Source organism: Stenotrophomonas sp. YJH_SMC_40 (genome assembly GCF_059368615.1).
Genome location: NZ_JCAFRX010000006.1, coordinates 246,314 through 265,068, shown reverse-complemented (window position 1 = coordinate 265,068; position 18,755 = coordinate 246,314). Strand labels below are relative to the sequence as shown.

Sequence of the window (18,755 nt, the reverse complement as noted above, 5' to 3'; positions counted from 1 at the left end):
CGTGGATGGTGGCGGCAGTGTCGCCGCTGCCACCGTCAGGCCGCGTCAAGGCCTATTGCCCGACCAGCGCCAGCGTCTCGCGCTCGCGCTGCTCCTCGTGCACCAATCGTTGCAGCAGCAGGGCCAGCGTCACCACATCCTGATGGTTGTGGTCGGCCACCCGGCGCAGGTTCACCGCGTCGCCGCCGCGCAGGAAGCGCAGCCATGCGCCCGGCGCTTCCGAGCCGGGCAGGTCGTCCTCGCGCACTACGCGCAGCAGCTGGCGCTCGATGGTGGACAGCCTGCAGTTCTCCCAGGTGCCGCGATAGCGGCGACGGGTGGGGTAGAGCAGGTCCACATGGTCCAGCGCGGTGATCGGATCGCGTTGGCGCGCCAGCCGGTAGCGCGCCTTCAGCAGCGGCGCATCGTAGCTGCGGCCGTTGTAGCTGCAGAACACGGTGGAGGGCTGCAGCCAACTGGCGAAGGTGGCCAGCATCGCTTCTTCCGCAGCCATGGTGGACATCAGCAGCTGGCGGATGCGCAGGCCTTCGCCACGTTGCGGGCACACGTGCCAGTCGGCCGCGCCGATCATGAAGGCACGCGTGCCGGTGCCACCGGCCAGGCCGGTGGTCTCGGTATCAAAGAACAGCAGGTCGCGCGCAGCTACGTGCTGGTCCTCGCGCTTGGCGAAGGCCAATGACAGCGGGGCAGTCGGGATTGGTTGCGGCTGCAGCGATTCGATCAGGAACAGGCCCGGCGCGATCTCCTCGCCGGGCAGCTGACGATCCTGCGCGCTGGCGCGTGCCGGCGCGGCTCCACCGCGCGAACGCAGGCCGAGCAGGCGATGCAGACCGCCCACTTCCGGCCGACGCAGCGGTGCGGGTGCCGGTGTGGAGACCGCAGCGCCGGTGGGCTTGTGGCGGATCTCCTGTTCGACCCAGGCGAACACCGAACGTTCGGCCGGTGGTTGCCGCGCATCGTTCGCGGCCATGGGTGCCGGTGGCGCAGGGGGCACGTCCGGCGCGGCCGGTGTGCTCGCCTTCGGGTCGCCGGCCTGCCGGCGCAGCAGGCGCAGCTTGTCCAGGCTCAGGCTCACGGTGCCAGCAGCTCCATCGGGTCGCGCGTGGTCACCACCAGGTCGGGCACGCGCTGGCAGGCGTCGGCATCGAACAGGTCGAGCACGCGCAGCGCCAGCGCGCGCGGCGAAGTCTCATCGTCTTCCTGCGCGGCCAGCACCGGGCCCACGCAGGCCGGGCAGCCGGCCCTGCAGTCGCAGCGCTGCACCAGTTCGCGCGCGCGCTGCACCAGTTCGGCCTGGCGCTGCCACAGTGGTTCGCTGAGGCCGACGCCGCCGGGGAAGTTGTCGTACAGGTACACGGTGGGCACGAACTCCTGCAGCAGCTCCACCCCACCGGGATCGCCCTCGCTGCCGCGCAGCTGGCCGCGGCCGCTCTGGTCGGCGATCGCGAACCAGGAACCATCGCCGTTGCCCACCGACTTCTGCAGGTCGCGCGCATCGGCCATCACCGCCACGGTGGCGACGATGTGCAGTGCATACGCGGCGCCGAGGAAGCCATCCAGCGCATCCTGCTTGCTGGCGAACGCGCGCAGCAGCAGCGCCTGCGGCAGCTGCCACCACACCGCAGTGGTGTGCAGTTCCTGGTCGGGCAGGTTCACCGGCCCGTAGCCGATGTTCTCGTGGGTGTAATAGCGGATCTTCTTGTAGCCGGCCACGCGGCGCACCACGTGCACTTCGCCATGATGCGAATCGCCACGGCCGGCCACGCCGCCATCGAAACGGTCCAGCACCTTGAGCTTGGTGAAGTCGATGCTGTCGGTGTAGTAATCCACATGCGTGCGGGTGACGTAGGCCTTGCGGCCGTCCCAGTCCAGCGTCTCCACCTGGTACGGGGTGGACTGCACCATGTGGATGGCGCCCTCGTACAGGGTGAGCGCGGCGGCGGAATAATCGACCTCGGCGATGATCTGCTGGCGGCCATCGCTGCGGTCGACCACCACGAAGTTGCCGTCGGCCACCGCACGCAGGCTGACCGCGTTGGCCGGATAGCTGTCGGCGATCCATTCCCAGCGCTCGCCTTCGCGGTGGATCACTTCTGTCTCTGCCAGCGCTTCCAGGAACACCTCCGGATCGATCGGGCCGAAGCCATCACCGACCCGGAACGGCAGCTCGAAGGCCGCGCAGCGGATATGGTCGAACAGGATCAGCGGCTGGTCCGGCGCGATGCGCGCGTGCTCGGGCGAGGCCTCGGCGAAGAAGTCCGGGTGGCGAACCACATACTGGTCCAGCGGCTGCGAGCTGGCCACCATCACTCCCAGTGCGGGTTGCTGGCGGCGGCCGGCGCGGCCGAAGCGCTGCCAGGTGGCCGCCACGCTGCCGGGGTAGCCGTTGAGGATGACCACGTCCAGGCTGCCGATATCCACGCCCAGTTCCAGTGCCGACGTGCTGACGATGCCGTCGATGTTGCCGGCACGCATCGCGCGCTCGGTCTCGCGCCGCTCGGTGGGCAGGTAGCCACCGCGGTAGGCGCGGATGCGCGGCGGCTTGCGCGGATCGTGGTCGAAGATGTCCTTCAGGTACTTGGTCAGCACTTCCACCATCAAACGTGTCTGCGCGAACACCAGGGTCTTCAGCCCGGACTTGATCGCGATGCGCGCGATGCGGTTGCTCTGTGAGCGCGCCGAGGCGCGCAGGCCCAGGTCCGGATTGATCACCGGCGGGTTCCACAGCAGCACCTGTTTCGGCCCGCTGGGCGCACCGGATTCAGTGATGGCAGTCACCGGGGCCTCGATCAGCGCCTCGGCATGCGCCTGTGGGTTGCCGATGGTGGCCGAGCACAGGATGAACTGCGGTTGCACGCCGTAGAACGCGCAGATGCGCTTGAGCCGGCGCAGCACGTTGGTGACGTGGCTGCCGAACACGCCGCGGTAGGTGTGTACCTCGTCGATGACGATGTAGCGCAGGTTCTCGAAGAACTGCGCCCACTTGGTGTGATGCGGCAGGATGGCCTGGTGCAGCATGTCCGGGTTGGACACCACGATGTCGCCATGCAGGCGGATGGCCTGGCGCGCATCGCCGGGGGTGTCGCCATCGAAGGTGAAGGCCTTTACGCCCAGATCGCCGGCGCGGTTGAGTTCCAGCAGCTCGGCCACCTGGTCCTGGGCCAGTGCCTTGGTCGGGAACAGGTACAGCGCCTTGGCCTTGTCCTGCATTGCCGCGCTGACCACCGGCAGGGTGTAGCACAGCGACTTGCCGCTGGCGGTGGGGGTGACGATGGCCACGTGCTCGCCGCGCTGGCTGGCCTCCCAGGCTTCGGCCTGGTGGCTGTAGAGCTGTTCGATGCCACGCGCCTTCAGCGCAGCGGCCAGGGCAGGCGGAACTGAATCGGGAATGGGCGCATAGCGGCCTTCGCGGCCGGGAATGGCAAAGCTGCCGGTGATGCGGTCCTGGTAGCGGCGCTGCAGGCGCGCGCTGAGCAGGGCGCCGTCGCGGGCGGGCAGGCCGTCGCGCGTGGCGAGCTTCTGCTCGGCATCGGCGGTGCGCTTGGCGAGTTCGTAGGCCATGGAAGATGGAGCCGGGACGGATTGCGAGGGGTCACATGGCACCACACTCACGTCTCAGGATGTGAGACACCGCACACGGAGGGCGTGAACCGTTCAGTGCCCGCGTCCCGTGGCGTCGCCGCATCTCCCCTGGCTGAACAGCTGCCAGTGCAGCAACGAAATCTGAAGCCGGCATCCGTATCCTTGGGCGCTGGACGCAACCAACAGGTGGATGGCTGTGGCACGACGTGGAACGCAGGGAGCCCTCCTGGCCGGCATGCTGCTGGCCGGCATCGCGCAGGCGCAGCAGGCTATGCCGGTGGCGGTGCCCGATCCTGCGCCCGTTCCCCCGGTGGATGCTTCGGCGGCAACCACCGCACCGATCTCCACCGCTCTGCCGCAGGACAACGTCACCACCCTCGGCGAAGTGCGTGCGCTCAAGCCGGAAGACGAGCCGCTGGATCTCTACCGCTTCAAGAACCCGGTGAAGTTCGGCGACAACCGCTTCAGCCGTGACTGGAGCGAACCGCCATCGCCGGAGCAGGTGAGCATGGGCGGCGGCTACATCATGATGGGCGTGGTCAAGGGTGTGATGGCGGCCGCCAAGGGCGTGAACAAGCTCACGGGTGGACCTTCGCAGATCCAGGCCGCCGTGGCGCGGCCGCCGCCGGAACTCAGTGCGGAACAGCAGCGGCGCGCGCTGCTGTTCTCCCAGGAACAGAATGCTGGCGACGCGCCGCCGGTGAAGTAGCCCGGTATATCCTGCCGGCTTCCCCACCAATAGTGCTGCCATGTTCCTGCGTTCGATCTGCCTGATGGCCGCGTTGCTGCCGGCCTCCGCCTTCGCTTCCGGCATCGCCGATGACGGCGCCTGCCGCAATGGCGCGTTCCCGTCCGAACAGAGCCGGTTCGCACTGGCGCGGGTGGTCGATGCACCGCGCCTGTACCTGCTTGGCGACATGGACGGCTGCCCGGCCAAGGGCGAACCGGCCTGCCGACAGCGCAGCTATGTGGTCAACGGCGATACGGTGGTGACCGGGCGCGACCTGGGCGCTTATCGCTGCGCGTTCTTCCCGAACAGGGTGGGTGGCAGTGCCGGCTGGGTGGACCGCAGCAAGCTGCAGCCATTGCCGGTGGCCGTGCCGTCGCTGCAGGACTGGGCGGGCAACTGGAAGGACGGCGACAACGGCCTGCGCATCACCGTGCAGGGTGGGCAACTGCATGTGGAGGGGGACGCCTACTGGCCCTCCGCCAACCCCACGCCGGAGCAGCGTCCCTACGGACCGAACATGGGCCAGGTGGAAGCGCGCGCCGCGCCGCGCGGTGCCGACGTCGAGTTCGTCGAGGATACCTGCAAGGTACGCGTGCATTCGCTGGGCGAGGTGCTGATCGTGGCCGACAACAGCGAATGCGGTGGCATGAACGTGCGCTTCAACGGCGTGTACCGGCGCGCGGGCAAGCGTTGAAGGACGCCTGACGGAGGGGGGCAGAGCCCTTTCGCGGGCGAAAGGGATCCGACCCCGGGTCAGCGCCGCCGTTCCAGCCACCACAGCAGCGATGCGCACAACACGAACGCCAGCCACCACGGCCAGCGCGAGCCCGGCACGGGCTGCATCACCGACGCGTTCGCCGACGTGCTGGAGGCCAACGCCTGCGTGGTCGCATCGATCATCGCCTGCCGATGCAGTGCAGCGGCGTCCTTTGGGTCGAACACATAGCGCCAGACGATACTGTCGCCATGCTGCAGGCGCTGCCAGCCTGCCTCACGGGGCCACCAGCCGGCGCAGCGCAGCGCCGACGTTGCACCATCGGCGATCAGCGGCACGCTGTCGCCACGCAGGTTGAAGGCCTGCAGCGGCGCCTGCACGCCGCACAGCGCCTGCCGTTCGCCTGCCCAGCTGATGGGCTGTGGTGACCACAGCGCATCACCGCTGCCCTGCGCGCGTGCCAGCGTGGCAACCACGTCGCTCCACAGTTCGCCGTGGCGGTCATCGCGGCCTGTCAGCACCCAGCGCCAGCTGTCGGTCAGCGGCAGCAGGCCGATGCGGCCCTTGCCGACCGCGCGCCAGCCGCCGACGGCCTGGCCGCCCCGATCGTGCAGCAGCGCGTTGCTGCCCGGCGCCTGCAACGCCAGTGCTTCCAGCGAAGGCAGCGCGGCACTGTGCGAGCTGCGGTCGGCCTCTTCGCCGTAGCCGGTCGGCAATGTGCCAGCGGCGAGCGGGCCACGGCGTGCGGCGAGGACCGCGCTTTCGCCATCGCCGGGAAGTTTGAGGGGGTGGCTGCTGCCATCACCCTGCACTGGCAGGCCCAGATCGCGAAGGCGTTGCCGCGCGCTGGCCGAAGGTGCGCCCGCACTGCGCACCAGCACGCCCAGTCCATCGCGCAGCGCCTGGCGCACGGCGGCCAGCTGGCCCGCACTCAATGCCGCCAGGCTGCGCTCGTCCAGCAGCAACAGATCGCTGCGCGTGAGCGATGCTGCATCGATCGACACCGCGCCATCGCCGATGCTGAGTCCGGCCCCGGTATCCGCCTGCACCTGCACACGGATGCCTGCATCGGCTGCCCAGCGCCGCAGGTACTTCAGCTCTGGACCCGGCGCGCCGGCGCGCACCAGCAGGCGCAGCGGTGCGGACGGCAGGGTCTGCTGCGGCACCGGTACGCTGTCCACCACATGGCCGTCGGCATCGAGCAGGCGCAGCTGGAACACGCTGCGGCCTTCGGCGCGGGCGACACCACTCAGCTGCACGCGGCCGTCGTCGGCAACCTCCGTGCGATCGACCACGCTGTCGGCCGGGTCGAGCAGTTCGGCCTTCGCCTTGGCCGCGCCACGCGCCTGTGCCTGCACGTCGAAGCGGGCACCGGGTGCGACATCGGCCGGCGGCTGCAGCGCGATCCAGCCGCGCGGCTCCGGTGCAGCCTGCCAACGCACATCCGGCGGCAGCAACGCGTCGCGGTCACGTGCGACCAGGCCCGCACCGACCAGCGTCAGCGTGGCGGCCGGATGCTGGCGCAGCGCGGTGGCTAGGTCGGGTACGCGCTGTGCGCCGGGCACATCGGCAGCTTCCGGCAACAGCAACAGCGGGCCTTCGCTGGCCGGGAGTGCGCCGGCCTTGCCCGCATCGACGCCAAGCACGACCAGCCCGCCTGCGGGTTGCTGGCGGGTGGGGGGCGCCAGGCAGAAATACAGCAGCGTGGCGACGATGATCTGCAGTGCGATCACGACCCACCGGCGGCCAGGGTGCGCAGTGTCCGCACGCAGCTGGCGCACGCTGGCGATGACCACGATCAGAGCGAGTGCCGGTGCAATCCACAGGTTCACAGCGGAGGCGTTCATGGCTGCGCCTCCAGCGCGTCGAGGTAGCGCTGGCCCATCGCATCGGCGGCACTGCGCCGCATCGCCTGTGGCAGCGGACGCTGCAGCGCCCGCCACAACTGTGCGCGCAGGCGCTGGCGACAGTCGCCGCAGTCGGGCTCGATGCGCAGCTGCTCGATGGCCGCAGCCAGATCGAGTGCATCGGGCAGGTAGGCGGCGTTGCGCTGCTGCCAGGCCGCCAGCGCATCGAGATCCGGTGCGCCGTTGTCATCACCGAGGCGTTGCCAGGCTTCAACGATGGCCGGGTCCGGCGGGGTTCGCGCGGCCAACGGCAGTTCACGACTGGCCAGTCCGGCGCGATCACCGCCCAGCCGGCGGCTTTCATCGATGGGTGGCAGCTCCGGCCCGACCCGGGCCAGGTAGATGCGCTCGGCCTGCTGCACCTGCTTGATGAAGCCCAGCGCCTTGTAGGCAAATGGCAGCGCCTGCTCCGGGCGGCCCTGGCGCAGCTCGCCTTCGGCCGACCACATCTGGTCCAGCGCGGCCTTCAACGTGGCGCGGGTCTGCGGATCGAGCAGGGTGGTCGCCTCGGCGTGGTCATGGGTGTGCCCGTATTCGGAAAGCACGTCGGTCTCGCTGCCGAACACCGGCGGGATATCTGCGTTGGCTGTACTGCCATGATCGTGGCCATGGTCGTCTTGCGCGCCGGCCTGCGCGCCATGGTCGTGTTCGTGATCGTCGTCGTGGCCGTCTGCGGTCGGCGCATCGCTGGTGGGCAGGTCGCTGGTCGGCGGCGGCTTCGGCGCACCTTCGCTTTCCTCGCCCAGGAACTGGCCGTAGCGCAGGCGCAGGATGCGCTGGTCGACACCGATCGCATCGCTGCGCTTCACGAAGTCCTCGGCGGCCAGGCTGCGTCGCTGCCGGATCAGCGCTTCGGCATCGATGATGATCTGCCGCTGGCTGCGGAAGTACGCAGGCAGGGTCTTCTTGATGCGGCCCTCGAGCTCTGCACCGAGCGCGACTTCGGCGCTGGGCAGGCGCAGGATCACGCTGCTGCTGCGCCCGGTCTGCGGGGTGGGTGCATGATTGTCGCGTACCTCCAGCTGGGCGATCACATCGTTGCCAGGCTGCGCGCCCAGCGCAGCCAGATCAAGGGTGTGGGCGAAACGCCGCGCGGTGGCTTCGCCGCTGCCGGCAAGCGTGACGCTGCGCTTTACGAAGGTGATGTTCTCACCGCTGCCCTGGGTAGTGGTGATCGACAGCGTTGCCTGCGCCGCGACACCGTAATCGTCGCTGGCCTCGAAGCGCAGTGCCCACTGCCGTTGCCCCGGCGTGCCCAGCACCAGGCTGGCCGTGGGTTCCAGTACGCGCACGCTGGGTGCACGGTCGGCCACCACATCCAGCCGATGCAGGCGGGTCTCTGCCAGTGCCGGTTCGCTCACCACGCGGTACAGCAGCGGCATACGTGCCACATCCTGCGCCTGCCATTGTCCTTCGCGCTCGCTCAGTGGCAACCGGCGACCATCGTGGAACTGTAGCCATGCCCTGTCCGGGGCGCGGTCGAAGCGCAGGGACCAGGACAGCCGGCTGTCGGCGGCAACCTTCGCATCCAGCGCATTCTGGGTGAGCGTGGCCTGGCCGGTATAGGCCGGCGCGTCGATGCGCAGGCGGGTGGACTGCAGGCGCAGCGGGCCCGCAGCAGCAGCGCTGCCAGGCACCGGCGTGCGGACAGGCACGGAGCCGGGGCCGGAACGTGGCCAGCCGAATGCCAGCACAACAATGGCCAGGCCTGCGATCCAGCACAGCGCCAATGCCCCACGCGGCCAGCGTGGACGCAGCTCCGGCATCGCGCGTTCCAGCATGGCCAGCACATGCACACGCTGGCGCTGCTGCAGCGGATTGAGCGTGGCGGCGTCGGCGAACAGCAGATCGGCACTGTCCTCGCTGGCACCGCTGCCATCGAGCTGGCGCTGCAGCCACTGCCGGTCCAGTTGGCGGGCACGCGCAGTGGCGAAGGCCGCACACGCGAGCAGACTGACCGTGCCGACGACGCAGGCGATATCGAAGCCTGCAAGACGCAGGGCCAGCACCGTGGCGGCCAGCGCCCATGGCAGGCCCAACAGCAGGGTGATGAGCGCACGGCGGCGGCGTGCGCGTTGCCAGGCGTGCTGCAGGGTGTTCATGCGGCCACCCTGCGCCGGGCGCTGCTGGCCATCCAGCGTTCCAGCGCGAACAGCAGCACGACGGCCAGCAACAGCCAAGGCGTGGGCTCACGCAGCGGTGGTGGTGCAGCAGGCAATGCAGCCCGCTGCGGTGCCTGGTCACGTGCATCGCCCAGGCGCGGGGCCGTAGGCGGCTGCAGCGCCAGCAGCAGGGCACGTGGCAGGCGCGGATCGCGCAGCGCAGGGTTGCTGGCGGCATTCCAGCCACCCGGCAGCGCCAGCAGATAGCCGTGGCCGATGCGTTGCTGCCACAGCAGCGGTGCGCCCTCGGCATCGCGCAGCAGGATGCTGGCGCTGGCAGCAGGCTTGCCGGCAGTCAAGACACGACCGCCGCCGCGCAGCCACGCCTGCCAGTTCGCCGGCAGTGCATCGCTGCGGCTCCATACGCCGATCTCACCGCGCTCCGGCAGGGCATCCGCCGGCAGCGGAGCAAGCGGTGCCTGCACGCCCCACGCGCGCTGCAGTGCGTTCAACCAGCGCTGGGCAGTGGCCGAAGCATCGCTGTGCACGCGCAGGCGCGGCGACGTCGCGGCACTCGGTTGCGCAGTGACCGGCATCGGCTGCGTGTGCCACTGCACGTCGCGCGACAGCTGCAGGCGGGCACCATCCAGGCCGGGCAGGGGATCGGGAACGTGCACGGTCAATGCGGTGCCGACGGGCAGCTGCGCGTCCAGTTCGCGCAGCAGGCTGGGCAGGGAGGCGGTTGATGCAGGGGGTGCCTGATCAATGGCGGGGAAGCCGGGTGCCAGCCAGTGCCAGTTGCCATCCTCGGCCGTTCCACGCAGGGTCGTAGCATCCAGTCCCGGCGCTACCACGGTCCATGCAGCGGGAGGCGCCGTCGGGCCAGTCAACACAGGTCGTGCCAGCAGCAGGGCCAGTGCGGCCAGCAACAGCAGGCGCACCAGCAGCAACGGCCAGTCATCGAAGCGGACGCGCTGGCGTGGCCGGATCTGCGCGCGCAGCCAGCGCAGCGCGGCGAAATCCAGTGGCGTGTACGGATGGCGGCGGGCCAGGTGGATCAGCAGCGGCAGCAACCCTGCAGCGAGCGCGGCCAGGCCGAGCGGGAACAGCAGGGTCATGCATCGCCCCCACGGCCAAACAGCGCCTGCAGCGCCTGGTCCAGCGGCTGGTCGAGCCAGCCGGTGGCACTGGCAATCCCGTTGGCCTGCAGGCGCGCATGCAATGCGCTGCGTGCGTCGGCGAAGCGCTGCAGGTAGTCAGCGCGGATCGCCGCGCCATCGCCCAGCAGTTCCTCGCCGGTCTCCGGGTCGCGGAAGCGGTGGCCGGCGTCGAACGGGAAGTCGCGCTCGTCGGCGGTGAGGATCTGCAGCAGTGCCACTTCGCGGCGCGCGCTGGCCAGTTGTTCCAGCAGCACGATGCCGGCATCGTCGAAGCCATCGCCGATTGCCAGCAGCAGGTCGCCCGGGCGCACGCGCTCCCACAGCGGCCGAAGGCGATCGGCCGCAGGCCAGGCGCCGCGCGCCTGCAGGGCATGCAGTTGCAGATGCACGCGATCACGCTGGCGTGCGCCGTTCGCCGCGGGGACCAGCTGCAGGCCATCGCCATTGATTGCCAGCAGGCCGAAACGGTCACCCTGCTGCAAGGCCAGCTCAACCAGGCACGCGGCCACGCCGCGCATATGGTCCAGACGCGAGTGCTGCGGTGCAGCGCGATCCGCCTGATTGGCCGAAGCGGTGGCGTCTAGCAGCAGCCAGACCGTGATCGGGCTTTCCCGTTCGGACTCGCGCACGAAGAAGCGGTCCGAGCGTGCATACAGCTTCCAGTCGATCTGGCGGAGTTCGTCTCCCGGTTCGTAGGCACGGTACTGGGCGAATTCGAGGCCGGCACCGCGGCTGCGGCTGGCGTGCTGGCCGATGCCACTGGCACCGCTGGCCAGGCGCGGCCGCAACCGCAGCAGGCGCAGGCGCGCACGCAGTTCCGGCGGCAGGGTCAACGGCGTACCTGCGTTCACGCGTGGCTCAACCCGGGAAGGGCACGGCCTGCAGCAGCGCGGCGACCACGTCGTCGGCACGCTTCTGCTCGGCCTCGGCGGCGAACGACAGCAGCAGGCGATGGCGCATCACCGGCGCGGCCAGCACCTGCACGTCCTCGCGGGTGGCGGCGAAACGGCCCTGCAGCAGTGCGCGTGCCTTCGCTGCCAGCACCAGCGACTGGCCGGCACGCGGGCCGGCGCCCCACTTCACCCATTGGTTGATCGCCGCCGGAGCACCGTCGCCGGGCCGGCTGGCGCGCACCAGGCGGGTGATCCAGGCCAGCACATCCGGGCTGACATGCACCTGGCGCACCGCGGCCTGCAGCGCGATCACCGCGTCGGCATCCATCACCTTCGGCACCGCGTCGGTGGCACCGCCGGTGGTCTGTTCCAGGATCTGCCGTTCCTCGTCTTCGCTGGGGTAATCCACCAGCACGTGAAGCAGGAAGCGGTCCAGCTGCGCTTCCGGCAGCGGGTAGGTTCCGGCCTGCTCGATCGGGTTCTGCGTGGCCAGCACGAAGAACGGCGCGGGCAGCGCGTAGGTGGTACCAGCGTAGCTGACCGTGCGTTCCTGCATCGCTTCCAGCAGTGCGGCCTGGGTCTTGGGCGGGGTGCGGTTGAGTTCGTCGGCCAGCAGCAGGTGGGTGAAGATCGGGCCCTGCTGGAAGCGGAAGTGGCGATGGCCGGTGCCGTGGTCTTCCTCCAGCAGCTCGGTACCGAGGATGTCGCTGGGCATCAGGTCGGGGGTGAACTGCACGCGCCGGAACTGCAGCTCCAGTGCCTGGCCGAGCGAGCGCACCAGCAGGGTCTTGCCGAGCCCGGGTGCGCCTTCCAGCAGGCAGTGGCCGCCGGCCAGCAGGCCGATCAGCAGCTGCTCGACCACGGCGTTCTGGCCCACCACGGCGCGTGCGAGCGCGGCGCGCAGCTCATCCAGGCGCGGCAGCAGGGAATCGAGGTCGGGGGAGGTCATGGGCGTGCAGGTCCTATCAGTTGTTCAACGCGTACATCACGATGTTGACGCCGAAGCGGGTGTTGTCTTCGGCCAGGAAGCGCTTGTTGCGCCAGTCGTAGTCCCACTCGCAGCCGTAGTCCTTGTTGCTGTACAGCAGGCCCAGGCGGCCGTCGACCTCGATGCCCTTCAGGTAGTCGTGCACCAGGTCGTCGCCCCAGCCGTTGAGTTCGAAGCTGGTGGCAGGCGGGCCATCCGGGAAGCGGAAGAAACTGCGGTACAGCGGGTGGCTGTTGGGCAGCTTCTGCAATGCCCTGGGCCCGAACAGGCGACCCATCTGCGCCTCGAACGAGGTAGCGAACAGGCCGTCGATATCGTGGTTGCAGTCGTCGACGAAGACGAAGCCGCCATTGCGCACGTAGCGCACGAAGTTCTGCCGCTCGGCGGCGTTGAACTCCACCAGCGTGTGCCCGGCCAGGTAGCAGAACGGCGCTTCCAGCATGCGTGGGTCGGCCAGCGCCACCACGTGTTCCTGCGGGTCCACGCGCAGCGAGGTGTAGTCGATCAGCGAGGTGATCAGGTTGGACGGCATGCGCGCGTCCACATCCCAGTCACCGGAGTCGTACTGCAGGCGGGTGAACCAGAAGTCGTAGCGCGAACTGCGCGGGCCTGCCTGTGCCCAGGTTGGCAGCGCCGCCGCCGAAGCGGCAGCGGCCAACCAGCGCAGGCAGGCCCGGCGATCCATCAGACCGCGTCGGACAGCGAAGTGAAGGTGAAATCGCGCAGCTTCATCGGCGGGATCATCATCACGTAGCTGGATTCATCACCGGCCACGCGCACCGGCTTGCCCAGCTCTTCGATGTTGTTGAGCATGATCACCGGCGATTCGTTGAAGCGGAAGTTCTTCACCGGATGCTTGATCTGGCCGTTCTCGATGTAGAAGGTGCCGTCGCGGGTCAGGCCGGTCAGCAGCACGGTCTGCGGATCGACCATGCGGATGTACCAGGTGCGGGTGACCAGGATGCCCTTCTGGGTGCCGCGAACCAGTTCGGCGGTGCTCTTGTCGCCACCGCTCATCAGCAGGTTGCCCGGCGACGCCTTGGCGGTCTTGCCCTGCTTCTGCGCCCAGAAGCGCGAGTAGTCCAGGTTGGCGATCCTGCCGTTCTCGATGATGGCCATGCGCTCGCGGGGCAGGCCCTCGTTGTCCCAGGGCAGCACCGGTGCGTCCGGGTGCCACGGGTCGGCGATCATGGTCACGCGCGGGTCGTAGACCTGCTCGCCCAGCTTGTTGCCGCCGCCCTTCTTGGACAGGAAGCTGCGGCCCTCATCGGCCGAGCGTGCGCTGAAGAAATTCATCATGAAGCTGATCAGGCCGGCCGCCGCAGCTGGCTCCAGGATCACCGTGTACTTGCCCGGTTCCAGCGCTTTGGCTTCGGCCGACTCGGTGGCCTTGCGCATGGCGATGCGGATGTCCTGGTCCGCCTTGAAGTCAGCCGCATCCTTCAGGTTGCGGCCGACCCAGCCCGAACCACGGCCATCCTCGGTGCGCACGGTGCAGGTGTAATTGAAGTTGGTGGTGCGCTGGTAGGCGAAGTTGCCGTTGCTGTTGGCGGTGGCCTGGAAGCCCTGGCCGTCTTCGAGGAAGCCGGCGGCGATCAGGCCATGGCCACGGCACGGCGCGATTGAATCTGCGGCAACCTTGGCACGGAAAGCCGGATCGATCGCGGCAGTGGATTCGCTGAAGGTGGGGCTGGCGCGGTAGCTCTGCTTGCCGATGGCCGGCATGAACTCCGGGTTTTCCGGGGCCAGGCGGGCCAGGTCTTCGGCACGGCGCACCACGCGTTCCAGCGCGGCATCGTCGAACTCGTTGATCGAGGCCGTGCCGACGCGCTTGCCGAAGGCAACGGTGACCGCCAGTTCGGTGTTGTCGACGATGCCGCTGGTGGAGACATTGTTCAGTGCGAAACGGATGTTGCCGTCGATCGCGCCGGCCAGCACGGCGGTGCATTCGTCGGCCTTGGACAGGGCGATGACCTTGTCGAGGATGGCCTTGGCCTGGGCTTCGGTGAAGATACTCATGGTGTAAGGGCTCCTGACCGATCAGCCGAGGCTGCGTGCGGTGTTGATGACGTTGATGCCGTTGAAGCGCGCGGTGGACGAACCGTGCGAGACCGCCGAGACCTGGCCCGGCTGGCCCTTGCCGTCGAAGAACGAACCGCCCAGGCGGTAGTCGCGCTCGTCGGCCACGGCGGTGCAGGCGTTCCAGAACTCCGGCGTGCGGATCTGGTAGGCCACGTCTTCCAGCATGCGGGTGATCTGGCCGTTCTTGATCTCGTAGAACAGCTGGCCGCCGAACTGCGCGTTGTAGCGCTGCTGGTCGATCGAGAACGAACCATCACCGATGATGTAGATGCCGTTCTCCACGTCCTTGATCAGGTCCGGCACGCTCAATGGCTTCTTGCCCGGTGCCATCGACACGTTGGCCATGCGCTGGAACTGCACGCTGGACCACGAGTCGGCATAGCAGCAGCCGTCGGACTCGGTCTTGCCGAGGATGTGGGCCTGGTCGCGGATGGTCTGGTAGTCCACCAGCTTGCCGTTGCTGATCAGGTCCCAGCGCTTGCACTTCACGCCTTCATCGTCGTACGCCACCGCGCCGAGGCTGCCCGGCTGGGTCTTGTCGGCGAAGATGTTGACCAGTTCGCTGCCGTACTGGAAATGCTGTTCGCGCTTGTCCAGGGTGGCGAAGCTGGTGCCGGCGTAGTTGGCCTCGTAGCCAAGCACGCGGTCCAGCTCCAGCGGGTGACCGATCGATTCGTGGATGGTCAGCCAAGTATGCGACGGGTCGAGCACCAGGTCGTACTTGCCCGGCTTCACCGACGGTGCCTTCAGCTTTTCCTGCGCCTGCCTGGCAGCGGCGACGGCGTCTTCCTTCATGTCGTAGGAAGAACTGTAGTTGACCACGCCATTGGGGCCGACCACCTTGCCTGCGGCGGCGCCATCCAGGTACTCGTAGCCCAGGCCCATCGGCGAGGACAGGCCCGAACGGGTGCGGAACTTGCCGCTGGACTTGTCGATGGCGGTGACCGTCATCGGCGCCCAGATACGGTGCACGTCCTGGTCGATGTAGGAGCCGTCGGTGGAGGCAAAGTACTTCTGCTCGTTGACCAGGAACAGCATCGAGTTGACGAAGCTGGCACCGGCGCCCATTGCGGCGGCGTTGACGTCCAGCAGCAGGCCGACCTTGTCCTTGATCGGCACCTCCATCGCATTCTTGCGGATCGGCGTGCGCCAACTCACCTCACCGACGCCCGGCGCCTTGGCCAGCTGCACCGGCGCGGTCTGCACGCCGGAATTGGCCTTGGCGATCGCCGCCGCCTGCTGCGCGGCCTTGGCCACATCGCCCGTACCCAGCGCATTGGTGGCGGCAAAGCCCCAGGCACCGTTGACGATCACGCGGATGCCCACGCCGGTGGACTCGGTGTTCACCACGTTCTGCACCTTGTCCTCGCGGGTGATCACGAACTGGCGCAGGTAACGGCCGATGCGCACGTCGCAGTAGGTGGCGCCGGCCTGGCGGGCGGCGGCCAGCGCCGCATCGGCCAGGCGCTTCTTCAGCCCCAGGTCCAGCGAGCTCTGCAGCTGTTCGGCGGCGATCACCTTGCCGAAGAAGGAGGGCACGATCAGCCCGCCCGCGGTAAGCCCGGTCAGGGCCAGGAAGTCACGTCTTTGCAAGGCTGCTCTCCATGTCGAAGGATGGGTGGCTCAAGCGCCGAGACTGCGCGCGGTGTTGATGATGTTGATGCCGTTGAAGCGGGTGGTGGACGAACCGTGCGAGACCGCCGAGACCTGGCCGGGCTGGCCCTTGCCGTCGAAGAAGGAACCGCCCAGGCGGAAGTCGCGTTCATCGCAGATGGCGGTGCAGGCATTCCAGAATTCCGGCGTTCGGATCTGGTAGGCCGCATCCTCGACCATGCCGGCGATCTTTCCGTCCTTGATCTGGTAGTACAGCTGGCCGCCGAACTGCGCGTTGTAGCGCTGCTGGTCGATCGAATACGAACCGCGGCCGTGGATCCAGATGCCGTTCTCCACGTCCTTGATCATGTCCTCGACGCTGAGCGGCTGCTTGCCCGGCGCCAGCGAGACATTGGCCATGCGCTGGAACTGCACGCTGGACCAGGAATCGGCGTAGCTGCAGCCATGCGATGCATCGCGGCCGAGGATATGGGCTTCATCGCGGGTGGCCTGGTAATCGACCAGGATGCCGTCGCGCACCAGGTCCCAGCGCTGGGTCTTTACGCCTTCGTCGTCGTAGCCGACCGCACCGAGGCTGCCCGGCTGGGTCTTGTCGGCGAAGAAGGTGACGATGTCGCTGCCCCAGCGGAAGCCGGCATCGCGCTTGTCCAGTGTGGCGAAGCTGGTGCCGGCGTAGTTGGCTTCGTAGCCGAGCACGCGGTCCAGCTCCAGCGGGTGGCCGACGTTCTCGTGGATGGTCAGGAACAGGTTGGACGGGTCCAGCACCAGGTCGTACTTGCCGGGCTTTACCGACGGCGCCTTCAGCTTCTCGCGCGCGTGGCGGGCGGCCGCGATGGCGTCCTCGACCGGGTCGTAGGAATCGCGGTAGGCGGTGATGCCGCCGGGCAGCTGCACCTTGCCACTCGCATCGCCATCGAGGAACTCGTAGCCCATGCCCATCGGCGAGGACAGGCCGGCGCGGGTACGGAACCTGCCGCTGGCCTTGTCGATGGCGGTGGCGGTGAACGGTAGCCAGATGCGGTGGATGTCCTGGTCGATGAACGAGCCGTCGCTGGAGGCGAAGTACTTCTGTTCGTTGACCAGGAACAGGGTGGAATTGATGTAGTCGGCACCCGCATTCAGCGCGGCGGCGTTGAGCGCCAGAAGCAGTTCGACCTTGTCCTGGATCGGCACCGCCATTGCGTTCCTGCGGATCGGGGTCTGCCAGCGCACCTCGCCGACCGACGGCGTCGGCGCCAGCTGCACCGGCCGGGTCTGGATGCTGGCGTTGGCGCGTGCGATCGCGGCCGCCTGCTCGACTGCGGCGCGCACGGCGGCCTCGGTCTGCTGATGGGTGGCGGCGAAGCCCCAGGCGCCGTTGACGATCACGCGCACGCCCACGCCGGACGACTCGCGGTTGGTCACATTGCCGACCTGGTGTTCGCGGGTGATGACCGACTGGTTGAGATAGCGGCCGATGCGGACATCGCAGTAGCTGGCCTTGGCGGTGCGTGCGGCGGCCAGCGCCACGTCCGCGAGGCGCCTGCGCTGGGCGGTATCGACCGGGGCGAGCAGCTGCTCGGCGGCGATGGCACGGGAATGCGGCAGCAGCAGGCCCGCCAGGCCCAGACCGGAAAAAGCCAGGAACTCACGTCGTTGCACAGCGTTTCTCTCTCTCGCTTGCGTGCGGTTGGCAATGGGCCGGACCGATCACGTCAACTCCTCGACTTTCGCCAGCGCGGGGCGTGGGGACAAGTGACTGCAGTCATGGTTGGGAGGGTTTCGGCAGGGCTTGCAGCCCTGCACCTGCTCAATGCAACGGCCAAAGCCAGAGCCAGAGCCAGAGCCAGAGCGGCATTCCGTGGGATGGCGGGGCGGTGTGGGTGGGCAGGACACGCCGTAAACCCGTCCCTGGGGGCTCGATGGCGCCATCCATGGCGCCAACGGTCCTGCCCACCCACACCGCCCCGCCTCTGACAGCTGGCCGGTGGCTGTTGGTGGGTGCCGACCGTTGGTCGGCACATCTGTCAGATATCGAATGAAATTCGGGGTCAGATCCGTTTTCCTGCGGAAAACGGATCTGACCCCAATGCGGTTCCGGCAGATCGCGGAAATCTGTCGAAGGCGGGGTGGGTCCGGTTGAGGGGGCGTGAGCCGCATGGATGCGGCGACCGAGCTTACATGGACGTACTTGCAGCGTCCCCCTCAATCGGACCCACCCCGGCATCCCACGGAAAGCCCGCTTTTGACGTTGCTCTGGCTCTGGCTCCGGCTCCGGCTCCTGCGGGTGCAGGGCGCAGCCCTGCCGAGCAACACCCCCTCGTGCACAATGGGGCCGACCCCGCCCGGACCCCGTCCTGATGTCGAGCAAGCCGTATTCAGAAGCCTGCGAGCGCAACCGCGAACCCATCGCCACCGCACTCGACCCGTGGATGGGCGACCGCCGTCGGGTGCTGGAGATCGGCAGTGGCACCGGCCAGCATGCGGCCTTCTTCGCCGAGCGCTGGCCGTGGCTGCGCTGGCAGCCCAGTGATCATCCGGACCATCTGCCCGGCATCGAGGCCTGGCGTGCAGAGGCCGCGCTGCTGAACCTGTTGCCGCCGCTGGCGCTGCAGGTGGAACTACCGCCAGCGCCCGGCCTGTCGCTGCCCGAGGGCACCACGTTTGATGCCGCATTCAGCGCCAACACGCTGCACATCATGAGCTGGGAACACGTGCAGGCACTGTTCGCGGCGCTGCCACCGGTGCTGCGTCATGGTGCGCTGCTGGCGGTGTATGGCCCGTTCAACTACGGCGGCCGCTACACCAGCGACAGCAACGCGCAGTTCGATGCCTGGCTGAAGGCACGTGATCCGCGCAGCGGCATCCGCGATAGCGAAGCGGTGCAGGCGCTGGCCGCCGACCACGGATTCACCCGACTGGGGGATGTGGCGATGCCGGCCAACAACCGCCTGCTGCTGTGGCGGCTGGGCTGAACCGCCGGTAGTACCGGCCGCTGGCCGG

General features: G+C 68.4%; 14 protein-coding genes. 3 read left to right on the top strand and 11 right to left on the bottom strand.

All coding sequences use genetic code 11. The annotated features are described in order from the left end of the window. Positions 1–52 precede the first annotated feature (52 nt). Together AC5P6X_RS13700 and AC5P6X_RS13695 are read right to left on the bottom strand one after the other, a co-directional pair. Positions 53–1,075: a ribonuclease H-like domain-containing protein gene (locus tag AC5P6X_RS13700; RefSeq protein ID WP_329755821.1), complete on the bottom strand. Its 1,023-nt coding sequence runs from the start codon at positions 1,073–1,075 to the stop codon at positions 53–55. Continuing rightward, entirely contained in the window at positions 1,072–3,561 is a 2,490-nt protein-coding gene (locus AC5P6X_RS13695) for a DEAD/DEAH box helicase (protein ID WP_262091019.1), read from the bottom strand. Before AC5P6X_RS13695 ends, AC5P6X_RS13700 begins: the two co-directional genes overlap by 4 nt. A 211-nt stretch (positions 3,562–3,772) precedes the next feature. Between AC5P6X_RS13695 and AC5P6X_RS13690 the strand changes: the two genes are divergently transcribed. Continuing rightward, positions 3,773–4,291, top strand: a complete 519-nt coding sequence (locus tag AC5P6X_RS13690) for a hypothetical protein (protein ID WP_123959325.1) — start codon at positions 3,773–3,775, stop codon at positions 4,289–4,291. Positions 4,292–4,331: 40 nt separating this feature from the next. Then, positions 4,332–5,006 (top strand): hypothetical protein, encoded by a 675-nt coding sequence (locus AC5P6X_RS13685; RefSeq protein WP_099604808.1) that lies wholly within the window; start codon positions 4,332–4,334, stop codon positions 5,004–5,006. 59 nt (positions 5,007–5,065) lie between these two features. On the opposite strand, the gene AC5P6X_RS13680 is transcribed toward AC5P6X_RS13685, so the two are convergent. Genes AC5P6X_RS13680 through AC5P6X_RS13640 form a run of 9 tightly spaced genes read right to left on the bottom strand, consistent with a single transcriptional unit; the run spans position 5,066 to position 17,414 of the window. Next, complete coding sequence (locus AC5P6X_RS13680) at positions 5,066–6,874, bottom strand: hypothetical protein (RefSeq protein ID WP_329755823.1); 1,809 nt, start codon at positions 6,872–6,874, stop codon at positions 5,066–5,068. Beyond that, a complete protein-coding gene (locus AC5P6X_RS13675; protein ID WP_329755824.1) occupies positions 6,871–9,036 on the bottom strand; it encodes a hypothetical protein in 2,166 nt (721 codons plus the stop codon). Before AC5P6X_RS13675 ends, AC5P6X_RS13680 begins: the two co-directional genes overlap by 4 nt. Next, a complete protein-coding gene (locus AC5P6X_RS13670) occupies positions 9,033–10,154 on the bottom strand; it encodes a BatA domain-containing protein (protein WP_329755825.1) in 1,122 nt (373 codons plus the stop codon). Before AC5P6X_RS13670 ends, AC5P6X_RS13675 begins: the two co-directional genes overlap by 4 nt. Beyond that, positions 10,151–11,047, bottom strand: coding sequence for a DUF58 domain-containing protein (locus AC5P6X_RS13665; RefSeq protein WP_049449756.1), 897 nt, complete (start codon positions 11,045–11,047; stop codon positions 10,151–10,153). Before AC5P6X_RS13665 ends, AC5P6X_RS13670 begins: the two co-directional genes overlap by 4 nt. A 7-nt stretch (positions 11,048–11,054) precedes the next feature. Continuing rightward, a complete protein-coding gene (locus AC5P6X_RS13660; RefSeq protein WP_049449757.1) occupies positions 11,055–12,038 on the bottom strand; it encodes an AAA family ATPase in 984 nt (327 codons plus the stop codon). A gap of 16 nt (positions 12,039–12,054) precedes the next feature. Continuing rightward, a complete protein-coding gene (locus AC5P6X_RS13655; RefSeq protein WP_033834596.1) occupies positions 12,055–12,762 on the bottom strand; it encodes a DUF4159 domain-containing protein in 708 nt (235 codons plus the stop codon). After that, positions 12,762–14,096: a TldD/PmbA family protein gene (locus AC5P6X_RS13650; protein ID WP_049460822.1), complete on the bottom strand. Its 1,335-nt coding sequence runs from the start codon at positions 14,094–14,096 to the stop codon at positions 12,762–12,764. The genes AC5P6X_RS13655 and AC5P6X_RS13650 overlap by 1 nt, the downstream gene beginning before the upstream one ends. A gap of 21 nt (positions 14,097–14,117) precedes the next feature. After that, positions 14,118–15,752, bottom strand: coding sequence for a TldD/PmbA family protein (locus AC5P6X_RS13645; RefSeq protein WP_049449759.1), 1,635 nt, complete (start codon positions 15,750–15,752; stop codon positions 14,118–14,120). Positions 15,753–15,782: 30 nt separating this feature from the next. Continuing rightward, positions 15,783–17,414, bottom strand: coding sequence for a TldD/PmbA family protein (locus AC5P6X_RS13640; RefSeq protein ID WP_049449760.1), 1,632 nt, complete (start codon positions 17,412–17,414; stop codon positions 15,783–15,785). Between the two features lie 698 nt (positions 17,415–18,112). Here AC5P6X_RS13640 and AC5P6X_RS13635 point away from each other — a divergent pair. Further along, positions 18,113–18,727, top strand: a complete 615-nt coding sequence (locus AC5P6X_RS13635) for a DUF938 domain-containing protein (protein WP_187757399.1) — start codon at positions 18,113–18,115, stop codon at positions 18,725–18,727. Positions 18,728–18,755: the final 28 nt, after the last annotated feature.